The sequence below is a fragment of the Streptomyces sp. NBC_01428 genome (genome assembly GCF_036231965.1).
Lineage (GTDB): Bacteria > Actinomycetota > Actinomycetes > Streptomycetales > Streptomycetaceae > Streptomyces.
The window spans coordinates 4071698-4087563 of sequence record NZ_CP109499.1 but is presented as its reverse complement, the minus strand read 5'-3'; the positions used below and the strand labels follow the sequence as shown (position 1 = coordinate 4087563).

14 protein-coding genes are annotated in these 15866 nt (G+C 71.4%); 7 read left to right on the top strand and 7 right to left on the bottom strand.

The genetic code is table 11. The features are described 5' to 3' along the window. Positions 1-285: 285 nt before the first annotated feature. From OG406_RS17665 to OG406_RS17650, 4 genes are all read left to right on the top strand, one after another. Positions 286-1296 carry a polyprenyl synthetase family protein gene (locus OG406_RS17665; RefSeq protein ID WP_081218804.1) on the top strand — a complete coding sequence of 337 codons (1011 nt, stop codon included), beginning with the start codon at positions 286-288 and terminating at the stop codon, positions 1294-1296. A 309-nt stretch (positions 1297-1605) separates the two neighbouring features. Next, positions 1606-2868 (top strand): LolA family protein, encoded by a 1263-nt coding sequence (locus tag OG406_RS17660; RefSeq protein ID WP_266615711.1) that lies wholly within the window; start codon positions 1606-1608, stop codon positions 2866-2868. A gap of 31 nt (positions 2869-2899) precedes the next feature. Then, complete coding sequence (locus tag OG406_RS17655; protein ID WP_329186587.1) at positions 2900-3895, top strand: ABC transporter ATP-binding protein; 996 nt, start codon at positions 2900-2902, stop codon at positions 3893-3895. Continuing rightward, positions 3882-4937: an ABC transporter permease gene (locus OG406_RS17650; protein WP_329186585.1), complete on the top strand. Its 1056-nt coding sequence runs from the start codon at positions 3882-3884 to the stop codon at positions 4935-4937. Before OG406_RS17655 ends, OG406_RS17650 begins: the two co-directional genes overlap by 14 nt. A gap of 21 nt (positions 4938-4958) precedes the next feature. Here the strand turns inward: OG406_RS17650 and OG406_RS17645 are convergent, their stop codons facing one another. Next, the gene (locus OG406_RS17645; protein WP_164369624.1) at positions 4959-5543 is read right to left on the bottom strand and encodes a flavodoxin family protein; all 585 of its coding nucleotides are present in this window, start codon (positions 5541-5543) and stop codon (positions 4959-4961) included. Between the two features lie 563 nt (positions 5544-6106). Here OG406_RS17645 and OG406_RS17640 point away from each other — a divergent pair. Further along, positions 6107-7462, top strand: a complete 1356-nt coding sequence (locus OG406_RS17640) for a tetratricopeptide repeat protein (protein ID WP_329186582.1) — start codon at positions 6107-6109, stop codon at positions 7460-7462. Between the two features lie 113 nt (positions 7463-7575). Continuing rightward, entirely contained in the window at positions 7576-8280 is a 705-nt protein-coding gene (locus tag OG406_RS17635) for a hypothetical protein (RefSeq protein WP_326842567.1), read from the top strand. A 21-nt stretch (positions 8281-8301) separates the two neighbouring features. Here OG406_RS17635 and OG406_RS17630 read toward each other — a convergent pair whose 3' ends face one another. The 3 genes from OG406_RS17630 to OG406_RS17620 all read right to left on the bottom strand — a co-directional run bounded on the left by OG406_RS17630 (position 8302) and on the right by OG406_RS17620 (position 11048). Next, positions 8302-8766: a VOC family protein gene (locus OG406_RS17630; protein ID WP_329186579.1), complete on the bottom strand. Its 465-nt coding sequence runs from the start codon at positions 8764-8766 to the stop codon at positions 8302-8304. A 202-nt stretch (positions 8767-8968) separates the two neighbouring features. Next, positions 8969-9937: an EamA family transporter RarD gene (gene rarD / locus OG406_RS17625; protein WP_267051571.1), complete on the bottom strand. Its 969-nt coding sequence runs from the start codon at positions 9935-9937 to the stop codon at positions 8969-8971. A gap of 256 nt (positions 9938-10193) precedes the next feature. Beyond that, positions 10194-11048, bottom strand: coding sequence for an SDR family oxidoreductase (locus tag OG406_RS17620; protein WP_329186576.1), 855 nt, complete (start codon positions 11046-11048; stop codon positions 10194-10196). Between the two features lie 91 nt (positions 11049-11139). Between OG406_RS17620 and OG406_RS17615 the strand changes: the two genes are divergently transcribed. Further along, a complete protein-coding gene (locus OG406_RS17615) occupies positions 11140-11556 on the top strand; it encodes a winged helix-turn-helix transcriptional regulator (protein WP_164369630.1) in 417 nt (138 codons plus the stop codon). Between the two features lie 102 nt (positions 11557-11658). On the opposite strand, the gene OG406_RS17610 is transcribed toward OG406_RS17615, so the two are convergent. The 3 genes from OG406_RS17610 to OG406_RS17600 all read right to left on the bottom strand — a co-directional run bounded on the left by OG406_RS17610 (position 11659) and on the right by OG406_RS17600 (position 15569). Continuing rightward, the gene (locus OG406_RS17610) at positions 11659-12738 is read right to left on the bottom strand and encodes a 2-oxoacid:ferredoxin oxidoreductase subunit beta (RefSeq protein WP_329186574.1); all 1080 of its coding nucleotides are present in this window, start codon (positions 12736-12738) and stop codon (positions 11659-11661) included. Next, positions 12731-14674 (bottom strand): 2-oxoacid:acceptor oxidoreductase subunit alpha, encoded by a 1944-nt coding sequence (locus OG406_RS17605; RefSeq protein ID WP_329186572.1) that lies wholly within the window; start codon positions 14672-14674, stop codon positions 12731-12733. The genes OG406_RS17610 and OG406_RS17605 overlap by 8 nt, the downstream gene beginning before the upstream one ends. A gap of 235 nt (positions 14675-14909) precedes the next feature. Continuing rightward, complete coding sequence (locus OG406_RS17600; RefSeq protein ID WP_277625246.1) at positions 14910-15569, bottom strand: response regulator transcription factor; 660 nt, start codon at positions 15567-15569, stop codon at positions 14910-14912. Positions 15570-15866: the final 297 nt, after the last annotated feature.

Genomic DNA, 15866 nt, shown 5'->3' with positions numbered 1-15866 from the left:
GTATCAACTGATCATGAACATACCGTCGGCCTCCGGATACTGCCCGGGAGGAGGGGTACTCGCGGAGCGAGGCAGACGGGTGTGTTGCGTGTGCCCTACAGGTGTCATCCCGCGTACGTCCTGGCGGAGTCGACTCGGCCGGGGGACGGTGGGCGCTCGTGGTGATCGAAACGTGACCGGATACGCTGACTTGAGTGATGGCAGCGACACATCGACAAACCGTGTCATCGACCGAATGATCGACCGAGTTCGCCATGTGATCGTCAGCAGACAGGAGAACCTCTCGTGACCGTCGTCGGGCCGTTCGGGCTGAGCGTGCGGGACCAGGCTCTCGAAGCCGATGTCCAGGCCGGATTGGCGGCTGTCGAGGAGGGCTTGCTCGAAGCCACCAAGAGCGAGGTCCCCTTCATCACGGAAGCCGCCCAGCACCTCGTGCGTGCCGGGGGAAAGCGGTTCAGGCCGCTGCTCGTGATGCTCGCCGCGCAGTTCGGTGATCCCTACGCGCCGGGTGTCGTGCCCTCGGCCGTGGTCGTCGAGCTGACCCATCTCGCCACGCTGTACCACGACGACGTGATGGACGAGGCCGAGGTCAGGCGCGGTGTCGACAGCGCGAACGCCCGCTGGGGCAACTCGGTGGCCGTCCTCACCGGAGACTTCCTCTTCGCCCGCGCCTCGTACATCCTGGCCGACCTCGGGCCCGACGCGGTCCGCATCCAGGCCGAGGCGTTCGAGCGGCTGGTGACCGGCCAGATCCTGGAGACCGCGGGACCGCGCGACGGCCGGGACCCGGTCGATCACTACCTCGACGTGCTGAGCGGCAAGACCGGCTCGCTGGTCGCCGTCGCGTGCCGCTTCGGCGCGATGATGTCCGGCGCCGACGAGACGGTCGTCGACGTGCTGACGCAGTACGGCGAGCGCCTCGGCGTCGCCTTCCAGCTCGCGGACGACGTCCTCGACATCGCCTCCGAGTCGCACGAGTCGGGCAAGACCCCGGGAACCGACCTGCGCGAGGGCATCCCCACGCTGCCGGTGCTGCGGCTGCGCGAGCGCGCGGAGCGGCTGGGCCTCGCCGAGGACATCGCGCTGTGCGAGCTGCTGGACTCCGACCTCACGGACGACGCGCGGCACGCCGAGGCCCTGACCCGGCTGCGGGAGCACCCCGCGCTGGAGCAGGCCCGCCGGGACACCGTGCGGTACGCGGAGGACGCGCGCTCCGCGCTGGCCCCGCTGCCCGAGTGCGACGCCAAGGCCGCTCTGGTCGAGCTGGCGGACGCCGTGGTGCACCGGGCCGGCTGACCGGCCCGCCTGCCTGTCGTCCGAGCCGACACGGGCGTTCCCGACGGTTCTTCCGGGCCGTCGGTGCCCCGCCGTGCCGAGAGGGCGGCGCCCGCCCCGGTACGACCCCTACGGGTCGGGGCAGGCGCCGCCCTCTCGTGTCATACCGCAGGACTACGCGGAGTTGATTCCGCGGGCTGACGCTTCCATCGCGCCGATTTGGTCATATGGAGAGCACCACTCCTCACCGGTTCGGGTGAGAATGGCGGCTTAGGGGTGGAGCAGGGGCAGGACCACAGAGCCGCCGCCGACGACGGAGGTAAGGCACACATGGCACCGTACGAAACCGACGACAGCGCGCAGGCCGCCGACGAGGCCGACGACGTGCGGACCGGGCGACACAGGGCCGCGCGGTACGTCGTTCCGGTCGCGGTGGTGGGGGTGGCGGCGGCGACCATCGGGCTCGTCCCCGCACTCGCCTCGTCCGGAGACCCCGACCTGCCGAAGGTCACCGCGCAGCAACTCATCGAGAAGATCGCCAAGTCGGACGTCCAGCAGCTGTCCGGCACGGTCAAGATCACCACCGACCTGGGACTGCCCGACCTGGGCGGCCTGGCGAGCGGCTTCGCGTCCGGCGCCGTCAAGGGTGACGGCGGCTCCTCCGCCGACCCGCAGTCCAAGCTCATGGAGCTGGCCTCCGGCACGCACACGCTGCGCGTCGCCGCCGACGGCCCGGACAAGGGCAAGGTCTCCCTCCTCGACAACGCCTCCGAGTACAGCGTCATCCACAACGGCAAGGACGTGTGGGGGTACGACAGCAAGTCGAACGAGGTCTACCACGCGACCGCCCCCGAGTCCGCGGGTGCGAAGGGCAAGGCGCCGCACGACGTGCCGGCCACTCCCAAGGACCTCGCCGACGAGGCCCTCAAGTCCGTGGACGACACGACGTCCGTGACCGTCGACGGCACCGCGCAGGTTGCGGGCCGCGACGCGTACAAGCTGGTCGTCAAGCCCCGGCAGTCCGGCTCCACGGTCGGCGCGATCAGCATCGCGGTGGACGCGAAGACCGGGCTGCCGCTGAAGTTCACGCTGACCCCGGCGAGCGGTGGCGCGGCCGTCGTGGACGCGGGCTTCACCAAGGTCGACTTCTCCCGGCCCGCCGCGTCGACGTTCGCCTTCACCCCGCCGAAGGGCGCGAAGGTCACCGAGGGCGACGACCACGAGAGCGCCGGGAAGACGCCGGGGCACCAGGGTCCGGACAAGGCGTTCCCCAAGGGCGACGAGTCGCTCCGCAAGGGCGACAAGGACCTGGCCGGTCTCGACGGGGTGAAGACCATCGGCAAGGGCTGGAGCACCATCGCGGAGTTCGACACGGGCGGCAAGGGCATGCCCTCCGGCGCGAAGGGCTCGTCCGGCAACAGTGACGTCGACGGCTTCCTGAACTCCCTCGGCGACCACGTCACCGGCAAGTTCGGCTCGGGCACGGTCTTCTCCACCCGCCTGGTCAACGCGCTGATCACGGACGACGGCAAGGTGTACGCCGGTGCCGTCACCAAGGCCGCGCTGGTGAAGGCGGCCGACGCGGCCCACTGATTCCCGCAGGCACGCCGAACCGAGGGAGCCCATGGAGGAGCTGTCCGCCGCCGAGCCCGATCCGGCGAACGCCGCGCGCGGCACCGCGTCCGACGACGACGCCGTGATCGTCACGCGCTCACTGAGCAAGCGCTACCGCGGCGGACAGCTCGCCGTGGACGGTCTGGACCTGACCGTCCCGGCGGGCAGCGTCTTCGGCTTCCTCGGGCCGAACGGCTCGGGCAAGACCACCACCATCCGCATGCTGATGGGCCTGATCGAGCCGACCTCGGGCACGGCCCGTGTCCTGGGGCAGCCCATGCCCCGGGCCACGCGGGCCGTGCTCCCGCACGTCGGGGCCCTGATCGAGGGCCCCGCGCTGTACGGCTTCCTCTCCGGGCGGGACAACCTCCTGCGGTACGACGCCGCCGACCCGGCGGCCGACCCCCGCACCCGGCGGGCCCGCGTCGCCGCCGCCCTCGACCGGGTCGGGCTGACCGCGGCGGGCACCAAGAAGGCGAAGGCGTACTCCCTGGGCATGAAGCAGCGGCTCGGGCTCGCGGCCGCGCTGCTCCAGCCGCGCCGCCTGCTCGTCCTGGACGAACCGACCAACGGCCTCGATCCGCAGGGCATGCGCGAGATCCGCTCCCTGGTCAGGGAACTGGCCTCCGACGGCACCACCGTCTTCCTCTCCTCGCACCTCCTCGACGAGATCGAGCAGGTCTGCACCCACGCCGCCGTGATGGCGCGGGGCCGGCTCATCACCCAGGGCGCCGTCGCCGACCTCGCGGCGGGCGCACGCGGACGGCTGGTCGTGACCACCCCGGACGGGGGCGACGCGGCCCGGGTGCTCAAGGAGCAGGGCGTGACGGATCTCGTCGTGACGGAGACGGGCGTGACCGCCGAACCACCGGACCGCGAACTCGCCGACCTGAACGCAGCGTTGGTCACGGCGGGTGTCCGGGTCCGCGGCTTCGGGGTCGAACGGGCCTCGCTGGAGGACGCCTTCGTGGCACTGACGGGGGAGGGCTTCGATGTCGCGGGCTGAAAGCGTTCCGGAGACGGGCCGCACCGGGGAGGGTGGCGTTCCGGAGACGGGCCGCACCGGGGAGGGTGCCGACGTCGCGACGGACACGGCAGCGGGCGCGCCGGCCACCCCCGGGACGGGCGGGCCGGACACGACGCCGCCCCGCCCCGCCGCCTCCCCGGCACGCAGCCCGCGGACCGGCCGGAAACCGAGCCGGAAACCGAACCCCCTCTGGACCCTCGGTCTCTTCCGCAGCGAACTGGTCACCACCTTCCGGCGCTGGCGGACGATCGCCCTGCTCGGCGTCCTCGCGGCCGTGCCGATCCTCATCGGGGTGGCGATCCGGATCGAGACGAGCGACGGGTCGTCCGCGGGCGGAGGCGGCGGCGAGGGCCCCGCGTTCATCGCGCAGATCACCAACAACGGCCTGTTCCTGGTGTTCACAGCGCTGGCCGCGACCCTCCCCTTCTTCCTGCCGATGGCGGTCGGGGTCATCGCGGGCGACGCGATCGCCGGCGAGGCCAACGCGGGCACCCTGCGCTATCTCCTCGTCGCACCCGCGGGCCGCACCCGGCTGCTCCTCACCAAGTACGCGACCACGATGACGTTCTGCCTGGTCGCGACCCTGGTCGTGGCGGTGTCGGCGCTCACGGTGGGCGCACTGCTGTTCCCGCTGGGCGAGCTGACCACCATCTCCGGCACCCGCATCAGCTTCACCGAGGGCCTCGGCCGGGCGCTGCTCATCGCCCTCGCCGTCGCCGCGTCACTGATCGGCGTCGCCGCGCTCGGCCTGTTCGTCTCGACCCTCACCAACAGCGGCATCGCGGCCATGGCGACGACGGTCGGCCTGCTCATCACCGTCCAGATCCTCGACCAGATCCCCCAGCTGCACGCGCTCCAGCCGTACTTCTTCTCCCACTACTGGCTGTCCTTCGCCGACCTCATGCGCGACCCGGTCTACTGGGACGACCTGACCCGCAACCTCGGCCTCCAGGCGCTGTACGCGGCCGTGTTCGGTTCGGCGGCGTGGGCACGCTTCACGGCCAAGGACATCACCGCCTGACGGCATCCGGACGCGGGGTGCTCACGCCTCGTACGGGAAGCGGGCGAGCGGCGGTTCCTGCGCGAAGAAGGTCTTCGCCCGGGCCAGGGCGTCGGCGTCGTTCAGTACGTCGCCGCGCCGGCTGCCGTTGCCGAGCAGGACCCCGCCGAACCGCATCCCCATGTAGGCGGCCGAGTTGTTCAGCGTGCCCACCAGGGGATCGGCGACCGCCTGCTCCTCGTGCGCGAGGGCGGTGACACCCCACAGGGTGCGCCCGGCGAGGGTCTCCTTGAAGTCGATGCCGGGCGTGCGGAGCCAGCCCGACCAGTAGTCCAGGTAGCGCTTGGTGAGGCCGGACACCGAGTACCAGTACAGCGGCGAGGCGATCACGATGTCGGTGGCCGCGAGCGTGGCGTCCAGGAGCAGCCCCGGGACGGTGCCGGTGGGCGGACGGACGTGGTCGCTGTCGCGGCGCAGGTCCACGAAGTCGGGGAGAGCGTGATCGGCCAGATTCAGCCAGCGCTGCCCGACGTCCGGCGGCAGTTGCTCGGCGGCCTTGCGGGCCAGCAGCTCGGTGTTGCCCTCGGCGCGGCTGCTGCCCAGCACGAACAGGAAATTCCGGGTCATGGCTCCCCCTGGGGTACGCGCCACGGAACGCGACGCGGCGACTGCATGCGTGGACAATATATGCGTACGCATCTAGTTGTCCAGGGTGCCCGACCTGCCCTGGGACGAGCCTGTGACGTCGTGGTGACCTGGGAAACAAGGGGGATCGGGGAGACTCGACTCTGGGCGGGGCCGACCGGACCGGGAAGCGGCGGGAGCTGATCGTGGGACGGCGGAAGCCATCCGGCCGGTCCGCACCTCCACCTCACGGCGTGAAGAGCGGCCGTCCGCGGATCCGGAACCCCGGCGGGGACCGAAGGATGGGGGGAGGCGAGGATGAGGACCACGCGTACGAGAGCGACCGGGTGGCGTAGCGGGGGTGTGCGTACACGCCGCCGAGCGGGTACGAGCACAGGGACCACGGTCACGGCCGCGACCCCGTCCCGCAGCGGCCCGCACCCACTCCGCCGGCCCGCGTCCACCGCGTCGACGGCGGACACGCCGCACCCGCCGTCACCGCCCCGTTGCTCGTCCCCGCACCCCATCCCGTCCTCGCCCCCGACCACCCCTTCGTGAGGGAACCGATGTCTCGACTCAGCCGCGATCAGCAGCGAGAACCTCAGCGGCAGTACCCGGCGGCCGGTGCCGGGGGGCAGCCGGCCACCGGGGAGACCCCGATCGAGGTGCGCGTACCGGCGACGCCCGCCGCCCCGGCGTCCGCCGACGGCGCCTCCGTGGTGGCGACGGCCGACGGAAGGCCGATCGTGGCCAAGCCGGGGGAGCCGGTGCAGGCCGCGATCCTCAGGCACCTCCACCGCCTCGCGCTGGCCGTCGGCCACCCCGTCCTCGCCAGCGTGCACGACGAGCGCATCGGCTTCGTCGTACCCCTCCAGGTGTCCGCCGACGGCTCCAGTCGTTACACGGGTGAGCCGGTACGGACGTCGGTGCGCCCGGAAGGGACGCCGCCGCGTCCGGAAGCGGCGCCGTCGGCCCCCCGGCCGGCGCCCGCACCTGCATCCACACCCGCACCTGAACCCGCATCCGCATCCGCACCGGCACCCGTGAGGGCGCCCGAGCCCGTCGAGCCGACCCGGCCCGCCGAAACGGTGAAGCCCGTGACCTCCGCCCCGTCCACCGTGGTCCTGCGCAAGCTGCGGCCGCAGCCGCTCGTCGAGCCCGACGCCGATCCCCAGCCGGAGTTCCTGCCCCTGCCCGGCGGTGGGGTGACCCAGGTGCTGAGGTCGGCGCCGGAACCGGTGCCCGCTCCGCTGGGGCGGTTCGGACCCGCACCGGTGATGGCGGCCCCCGTCGTCGAGCCGCCGTCCGCTCCCACGCCGAAGCCTTCGGCCCCGGCGACGGAGGCGCTGTCCCTGCTCGCTTCCGAACGGGAACCGGAGCCGAAGCCCGCTCCCGTGCGCGGCTTCGACGCGGTGGCCGAGGCCGTGCTCGCGCCGGACCCGGACACCTCGGACCCGGGGAGGGGCACGACGGCGTTCTACGCCGAGCCCGTCGCCCGGATCAACGAGGCCGTGAAGATGGGCCGTATCGACGAGGCCGCGGGGACGGCGGAACGCACGGTCGCGGCAGCGGCACAGGCACTCGGCGACGAACACCCCGAGGTGCTGAAGCTGCGCGAACTGACCGCCTACATCGCCTACTTGGCGGGTGACGCGCTGAGGTCGTTCCACCTGTCGCTCGATCTGGCACGGGTGCGGCGGCGGCAGCGGGACGCGGAGGGCGCGTACGGCAACGTGCAGAGCGCGGCCACCGCGTGGCGGGCCGTGCGCGATCCGCTCCAGGGTCTGCACCTCGGGCGGGACCTGATCGGTGTCTGGGCCGAACTCGCCGCCGACGGCGGTCCGGCGGCCGACGACATCGGACAGCTGGAGTCCGCCCGCACCCGCATGGGGCGCCTCACCGAGCGCGCCCGCTCCCTGTGAACGACCCGTCCCGGCCGGCCCGCGGCTCCCGGGGCGAGTGACGGCGGCGCATCAGGGGGAGGTAAGGGGAAGAAGCAGATCCACGGGAACCGGTGACGGAAGGGGATCAGCCGATGGGGAGGCGATCGGGACAGCGGAGAGTGCCCGGCGGGCGACGAGCCGAGAGGTCCGCCGACGAGATCGGGAACAGGCCCGCACTCGCGCCGCAGCAGCCCGCCCCCACCCCTGCCACGAGCGGCGCCGCCCGCACGTCCGGCGCGCTCCTCTCCCCGGTACTCGATCGCGCCCGGGTCACCGCCGCGTACAGCCGCTCACCGGTGTCCCACGGCGCCCCCACCGGGACGGCACCGCGCCCCCGCGTGGTGGTGAGCGTCAACGAGCTGACCGGCATGATGAGTTGGCGCACGGTCCCGTCGCCGGCGTCCGACCCCTCGGGCCGTCCGGGCGACGGGAACGCACACAGCCGCCCTTCGGCGCCCGGCTCCCGCACACCGAACGTGCAGGGCGCCGCGCCCATCCCGACGAACCCGGCGGACGTACGCGCCGCCGTGAACGTCTCCGTCGCGTCGCTCCCACCGGAGCAGCTGCGGCGTCACCTGGCGGTGGTCGCGGCACTCCGCTCCCACGTCGCGACCGATCTGGCGGTCGGCGGGAAGCTGCCGCCGACGGTGGCGTCCCATCTGCGCCTGGGGCCGGCCCCGGCGGCCGCGCGGGCACTGAACGAGGAACGCGTCGAGACGACCCGGGAAATGACCCGCAGGCCGCCCGCCGCCCGACGGGCACCCGCCCCGTCCCCGACCCGGGCCCACCACCGCTGAGGACGGGGCCCGTGCGGGCCCTCAGTGCACGCAGAACTCGTTCCCCTCGGGGTCCGCCATCACCACCCACGCGCCGGACGGTTCCTTCACGTCCCGCAGGATGGCCGCCCCCAGGGCACGCAGCCGCTCGACCTCGTCGTCACGGCGTCCCTCGCCGGGGTGCAGGTCGAGGTGGAGGCGGTTCTTGCCCGTCTTGGGTTCGGGGACCCGCTGGAAGAGGATCCGCCGCCCCAGACCGGTGCCGCGCTCGGTGTCGTAGGGGTCGTCGGGGTGCCGTACGGCGATCAGGTCCCGGAAGGCCGCGCGGTCGTGGAAGTCGACGGTGGCCTCGGCCGGCAGGGCGCCCAGACCGAGCAGCTGCTCGATGAGGGCGCTGTTGTCCTCGGCCGTGTACCCGAGCGCGGCGGACCAGAAGTCGGCCTGGGCGTGGGGGTCGGCGGCGTCGATGACGAGTTTCCAGTGGACGGGTACGGGAGTCGGCGTCATGCCTTCACTTATACGCACCCTTCACGCCCCTCGCGCGTGAAGCAGGTTTTCGCCCCCTCGGCCCTGTCCCTCGGCCCTGTCCCTCGGCCCTGTCCTGGGGCTTGCGCCCCGGACCCGGCTCCTCAGGCGTCGCAGGGGCCGCATGGCCGCATCACGCACCCGGCCGCACCGGACCCGCCACCACCCGCCGCCCGGCGCAGCGCTACGCGCGCTCCGGTACGACAGGGACCGCCACCTCGCTGGTGGCCCCGGCCCGGGCCGCCTCCCGCAGTGCCAGCGCCCCGCGCCGGGCCGTCCGCAGCGCGTCGAACGTCAGCAGCGACAGGGCGACCCAGACGAGCGCGAACCCGGCCCACCGCTCGGCGGGCATGGCCTCGTGGAAGTAGAAGATGCCGAGGAGGAACTGGAAGACGGGCGCCAGGTACTGGAGCAGGCCGAGCGTGGACAGCGGTACGCGGATCGCGGCGGCGCCGAAGCAGACGAGGGGGATCGCGGTGACCACGCCGGTCGCCGCGAGCAGCGCCGCGTGCCCCGCGCCCTCCGTACCGAAGGTCGCGTCACCCCGTGACCCCAGCCAGAGCAGGTACGCCACCGCCGGCAGGAACTGGATCGCCGTCTCGGCGGCGAGCGACTCGATGCCGCCGAGGTTGACCTTCTTCTTCGCGAGGCCGTACGTGGCGAAGGAGAAGGCGAGGCAGAGGGAGATCCACGGCGGCCGGCCGTACCCGATGGTCAGGACGACGACGGCGGCGAGGCCGACCCCGACGGCGGCCCACTGCACCGGACGCAGCCGTTCCTTGAGGAGCAGCACGCCCATCGCGATGGTCACGAGGGGGTTGATGAAGTACCCGAGCGAGGCCTCGACCACGTGCCCGGAGTTCACCGCCCAGATGTAGACGCCCCAGTTGACGGTGATGACCGCGGACGCGACGGTGACGAGGCCCAGCTTGCGCGGCTGCCGCAGCAGCTCGCCCGCCCAGGCCCACCGCCGCATGACGAGCAGCACGGCACCGACGACGACCAGCGACCACGCCATCCGGTGGGCGAGGATCTCGGCCGCTCCGGCCGGTTTGAGCAACGGCCAGAAGAGGGGGACGAGCCCCCACATGCCGTACGCGGCGAAGCCGTTCAGCAGACCTGTGTGCTGCTCGCCCCTCGGCTTCCCGGCCACCGGCAACTCCTTCTCGCGCGCGTCACGGACGCCCACCGCGCCCCCACCGCCCGGCCGGTCCCGAGCCGTCGGAACCCTGCGTGCGGCCTCCAAGACGGTAGCGCCGCACACCGCTGCCTGTCATGCCCGTATCGCCATACGGTCATGACAGGCAGCGGTGTGGCCCCGGCACCCGGAGTCCGGCGACCGAGGCGGGCGGGCGTGCCGCCGGATCCGGCCCTCGGCGCCGGCCGGACCGGTCCTCGGTCCTGCGGGATCAGCCCTTGAGTCCGGTGGCGACGGCCTCCGCGAGCGGGGTGGTCGGACGCCCGGTCAGCCGCGACAGATCGCCGCTGGTGGCGGCCAGCTCGCCCTTCTCGATGGAGGACTCGACACCCGTGAGGATCCCGGCCAGGACCTCGGGCAGTCCGGCGCCGGTCAGGATGCCGGTGAAGGCCTCGGGCGAGACCGGGCTGTAGACGATCTCCTTGCCGGTCTGCCGGCTCAGCTCGGCGGCGTACTCGACGAATCCCCACGCCTCGTCGCCGCTCAGCTCGTACGTCGCGTTCTCGTGGCCCTCGCCGGTCAGCACCGCGACCGCGGCGGCGGCGTAGTCGGCGCGCGACGCGGAGGCGACCCGGCCGTCACCGGCGGCCTGCACGACGGCGTTGTGCTCCAGGACGGGGGCGAGGTTCTCGGTGTAGTTCTCGTGGTACCAGCCGTTGCGCAGCAGCGTGTAGGGCACTCCGGAGGCGAGGAGGACCTCCTCGGTGGCGCGGTGGTCGTCGGCGAGGGCGGCGGTGAGCTCGCCGGGGGCGCTCGTGTAGGCGAGCAGGGCGACACCGGCCGCCTTGGCGGCGTCGATGACGACCTGGTGCTGTCCGACGCGGCCCTTGTCGAACTCGTTGCCCGAGATCAGCAGCACCTTGTCGCCGGCCGAGAAGAGGCCGTCGAAGGTGGCGGGCGCGTTGTAGTCGGCGACCGCGAGCCGTACGCCCCGGGCCGCGAGGTCGGAGGCCTTGGCCTCGTCACGTACGACGGCGGTGATCTGCTCGGCCGGGACCTTCTCCAGCAGCTGCTCGACGACGTGACGGCCGAGGTGTCCGGTGGCTCCGGTGACGACAATGCTCATGACGTACATCTCCTTGTGGGGTGCGGATGACACTCACCATAGGAGGTGCGCTAACTCTTGGAAAGTACCCACCTTGAAGTAAGGTACTGGCATGGCAGTAAGCAGCAAGGCAGCGGACGGGTACGACGCCGGTGAGGCGATGTGCCCCTACCGCCTGGTCCTGGAACACGTCACGAGCCGTTGGGGCGTCCTCGTCCTGATCGAGCTGCTGGAGCGCCCGTACCGGTTCAGCGAGCTGCGCAGGGCGGTGGGCCGGGTCGGCCGGCCCGTCAGCGAGAAGATGCTGACCCAGACCCTCCAGACCCTGGAGCGGGACGGGCTGGTCCACCGTGACGCGAAGCCGGTGATCCCGCCGCGCGTCGACTACTCACTCACCGAGCTGGGCCGCGAGGCCGCGGAGCAGGTGCGGGGACTCGCGATGTGGACCAAGAAGCGCATGGCCGACGTCGAGCAGTCCCGCACCGCGTACGACGAGACCCGGGCGCTCAGGGCCCGGGTCTCCTCGTAACGGCGAACCGCGAACGGCGAACGGCCAACCGCGCGCAGCGAACCGCGAACCGCGCGCGGCCCGGCCGAAGGAATCGGCCGAGCCGCGGTCCGGCCGGGGGCCTCAGCCCACGACCGTCCACGTGTCGCCGCCGGCGAGCAGTGCCGCGAGGTCTCCCTTGCCGTTCTGCTCGATGGCCGCGTCCAACTGGTCCGCCATCTGCGTGTCGTAGACCGGCCGTTCGACGCTGCGGAGCACACCGATGGGGGTGTGGTGCAGGGTGTCCGGGTCGGCGAGGCGCGACAGCGCGAACGCGGTGGTGGGGCTGGGGGAGTGGGCGTCGTGGACGAGGATCTGCGCCCGGTTGTCGTCCGTGACCGCCACGACCTTCAGGTCGCCGGTGGCGGGGTCGCGGACGACGCCCTTGGAGTGGTCGGTGCCGAAGGTGATGGGCCGGCCGTGTTCGAGGCGGATGACGGCTTCCTCGGCCTGTTGTTTGTCCTTGAGGACCTCGAAGGCGCCGTCGTTGAAGATGTTGCAGTTCTGGTAGATCTCCACCAGCGCGGTGCCCGGGTGGGCGGCGGCCTGGCGCAGGACGTCGGTGAGGTGCTTGCGGTCGGAGTCGACCGTGCGGGCCACGAACGAGGCCTCCGCGCCGATCGCCAGGGACACCGGGTTGAACGGGGCGTCGAGCGAGCCCATCGGTGTCGACTTGGTGATCTTCCCGACCTCGGAGGTCGGCGAGTACTGGCCCTTGGTCAGGCCGTAGATCCGGTTGTTGAACAGCAGGATCTTCAGGTTCACGTTGCGGCGCAGGGCGTGGATGAGGTGGTTGCCGCCGATGGACAGCGCGTCGCCGTCACCGGTGACGACCCACACGGACAAATCCCGCCGCGAGGAGGCCAGTCCGGTGGCGATCGCGGGGGCACGCCCGTGGATCGAGTGCATCCCGTAGGTGTTCATGTAGTACGGGAACCGCGAGGAGCAGCCGATCCCGGAGACGAAGACGATGTTCTCCTTCGCCAGCCCCAGCTCCGGCATGAAACCCTGCACGGCCGCCAGGACCGCGTAGTCACCACAGCCCGGACACCAGCGCACTTCCTGATCGGACTTGAAGTCCTTCATGGACTGTCTGGCCTCGGCCTTGGGGACGAGTGAAAGCGCCTCGATCGTGCCCGTGCCTTCCGTGGACGTCTCAGCCATCGATGGCCTCCTTGAGCGCGGTGGCGAGCTGCTCAGCCTTGAACGGCATGCCGTTGACCTGGTTGTACGAGTGGGCGTCCACCAGGTACTTGGCCCGGATCAGGGTGGCGAGCTGCCCGAGGTTCATCTCCGGGATCACCACCTTGTCGTAACGCCCCAGCACCTCGCCCAGGTTGTGCGGGAAGGGGTTGAGGTGGCGCAGATGGGCCTGCGCGATGGGAACGCCCGCGGCACGCAGTCGGCGCACGGCAGCGGTGATGGGCCCGTAGGTGGAGCCCCAGCCCAGGACAAGGGTGTCGGCGGCCTCGTCGGTCCCCGCGGTGGGGTCGTCGACGTCGAGGTCGGGGACGTCGATCCCGTCGATCTTGGCCTGCCGGGTGCGGACCATGAACTCGTGGTTCGCGGGGTCGTAGGAGATGTTCCCGCTGCCGTCCTGCTTCTCGATCCCGCCGATCCGGTGCTCGAGCCCCGGCGTCCCCGGGACCGCCCAGGGACGGGCCAGTGTCTGCGGGTCGCGCTTGTACGGCCAGAACACCTCGGTGCCGTCGTCCAGGGTGTGGTTCGGACCCTGGGCGAACTGGACGCGCAGGTCCGGGAGTTCGTCCACCTCGGGGACCCGCCACGGCTCGCTGCCATTGGCGAGGTAGCCGTCCGAGAGGAGCAGTACGGGCGTCCGGTAGGCCAGGGCGATCCGCGCGGCCTCCATCGCCGCGTCGAAGCAGTCGGCCGGCGTCATGGGCGCGACGATCGGGACCGGGGCCTCGCCGTTGCGGCCGTACATCGCCTGCAACAGGTCGGCCTGCTCCGTCTTGGTCGGCAGACCCGTGGACGGGCCACCGCGCTGGATGTCGATGACCAGCAGCGGCAGTTCGAGCGAGACGGCGAGCCCGATGGTCTCCGACTTCAGCGCCACACCCGGCCCCGACGTCGTCGTGACCGCCAGCGAACCACCGAACGCGGCCCCCAACGCCGCCCCGATCCCCGCGATCTCGTCCTCCGCCTGGAACGTGCGCACACCGAAGTTCTTGTGCCGGCTCAGCTCATGCAGGATGTCCGACGCCGGAGTGATCGGATACGAACCCAGATAAAGGGGCAGATCCGCCTGCCGCGACGCCGCGACCAGACCGTACGACAGCGCCAGATTCCCCGAGATGTTGCGGTACGTACCCGTCGGGAACGTCTGCGCCGCCGGAGCCACCTCGTAGGAGACCGCGAAATCCTCCGTCGTCTCCCCGAAGTTCCAACCAGCCCTGAACGCCGCCAGGTTCGCCGCCGCGATCTGAGGCTTCTTCGCGAACTTCGTCGCCAGGAACTTCTCCGTACCCTCCGTCGGCCGGTTGTACATCCACGACAACAGTCCCAGCGCGAACATGTTCTTGCTCCGCTCGGCCTCCTTGCGCGAGAGGTCGAACTCCTTCAGCGCCTCCACCGTCATCGTCGTCAACGGCACCGGATGAACGCTGTAACCATCCAGCGAACCGTCCTCCAGCGGACTGGTCGCATACCCGACCTTCTGCATCGCCCGCTTCGTGAACTCGTCCGTGTTCACGATGATCTCCGCACCCCGCGGCACATCCGCCATGTTCGCCTTCAACGCCGCCGGATTCATCGCCACCAGCACATTCGGCGCGTCACCCGGGGTGAGGATGTCGTGGTCGGCGAAGTGCAGTTGAAAAGAAGAAACGCCCGGCAGGGTTCCTGCGGGCGCGCGGATCTCGGCCGGGAAGTTCGGCAGCGTCGAGAGGTCGTTGCCGAACGAGGCCGTCTCCGAAGTGAAACGGTCACCGGTGAGCTGCATCCCGTCACCGGAGTCCCCCGCGAACCGGATGATGACCCGGTCGAGCCGGCGGACGTCCTTCGTCCCCACCGGTTTGCGCTGTTCTCCCACGAGGGCTTCGTCGGCCTGCTCCGCTGGGCTACTGACCTGGCTCGTCACTGAACTGGACCTCCTTTGAGGCGGCTGTCCGGGAGGGGTCCTGCCGTAGACCCTTCCCTTTTCAACCCTACGTCCGTAAGGGTCGCCTTCCTTCGGCCATTCGCATGATGGACACCATTTTGAGACGGCCTGACGCCCTGACTTGTCATGATTTCCCCGCCCTCGGTTCTCTCCCCGAACGACGCTCCCGGTCTGCCTCCTGGTTCTGTCCGACAACTGACACAGTGTCAGATGGTCAGGAGTTCAGATAGGTCAGAACGGCCAGAACACGCCGGTGGTCCCCGTCGCTCGGGGACAGGCCGAGCTTCAGGAAGATGTTGCTGACGTGCTTCTCGACCGCCCCGTCGCTCACCACCAGCTGGCGCGCGACGGCGGAGTTGGTCCGGCCCTCGGCCATGAGCCCCAGCACTTCCCGCTCCCGCGGCGTCAGTCCGGCCAGCACGTCCTGCTTGCGGCTGCGGCCGAGCAACTGCGCCACGACCTCCGGGTCGAGTGCGGTACCCCCCTGGGCCACCCGCACCACGGCGTCCACGAACTCGCGCACCTCGGCGACCCGGTCCTTGAGCAGATAACCGACGCCACGACTGGAACCGGCCAACAGTTCGGTGGCGTACCGCTCCTCCACGTACTGTGACAACACGAGCACACCGAGTCCGGGATGCGCCTTGCGCAGCTGCACGGCCGCCCGCACGCCCTCGTCGGTGTGCGTCGGCGGCATCCGTACGTCGGCGACCACCACGTCCGGCAGCGCGCCCTGCGCCGCGAACTCCGCCATGGTCTTGATCAGCGCCTCGCCGTCCCCGACCCCCGCCACCACGTCGTGCCCCCGGTCGGTCAGCAACCGGGTCAGGCCCTCCCTGAGCAGCACTGAATCCTCGGCGATGACGACCCGCACCCTGTCCTCCACGATTCTTCGGCCCCCCAGAGCCCGCCCCGGGCCGTCCCCGGACCCGCCGGGTTCGTCCCCGCTCGTACGACAGCGCTCGTACGACAGCCCCCAGCATTCCAGCATTCCGATCGGGGCGCGCCCGGGCGGCGTGAATACGCCAGGGGTCTGTGGAGGTGTCGTTCCGGAGGGGGATGGAGGGTGATGCAGCAGACCGGCCGGCGGTTCCGGACGGCTGTGCCGCGCGCCCGTCCGGTGGTGCCGGAGCGGACGCGCGGGTGTGGCGGGGCCTGGCGGCCCCGCCCG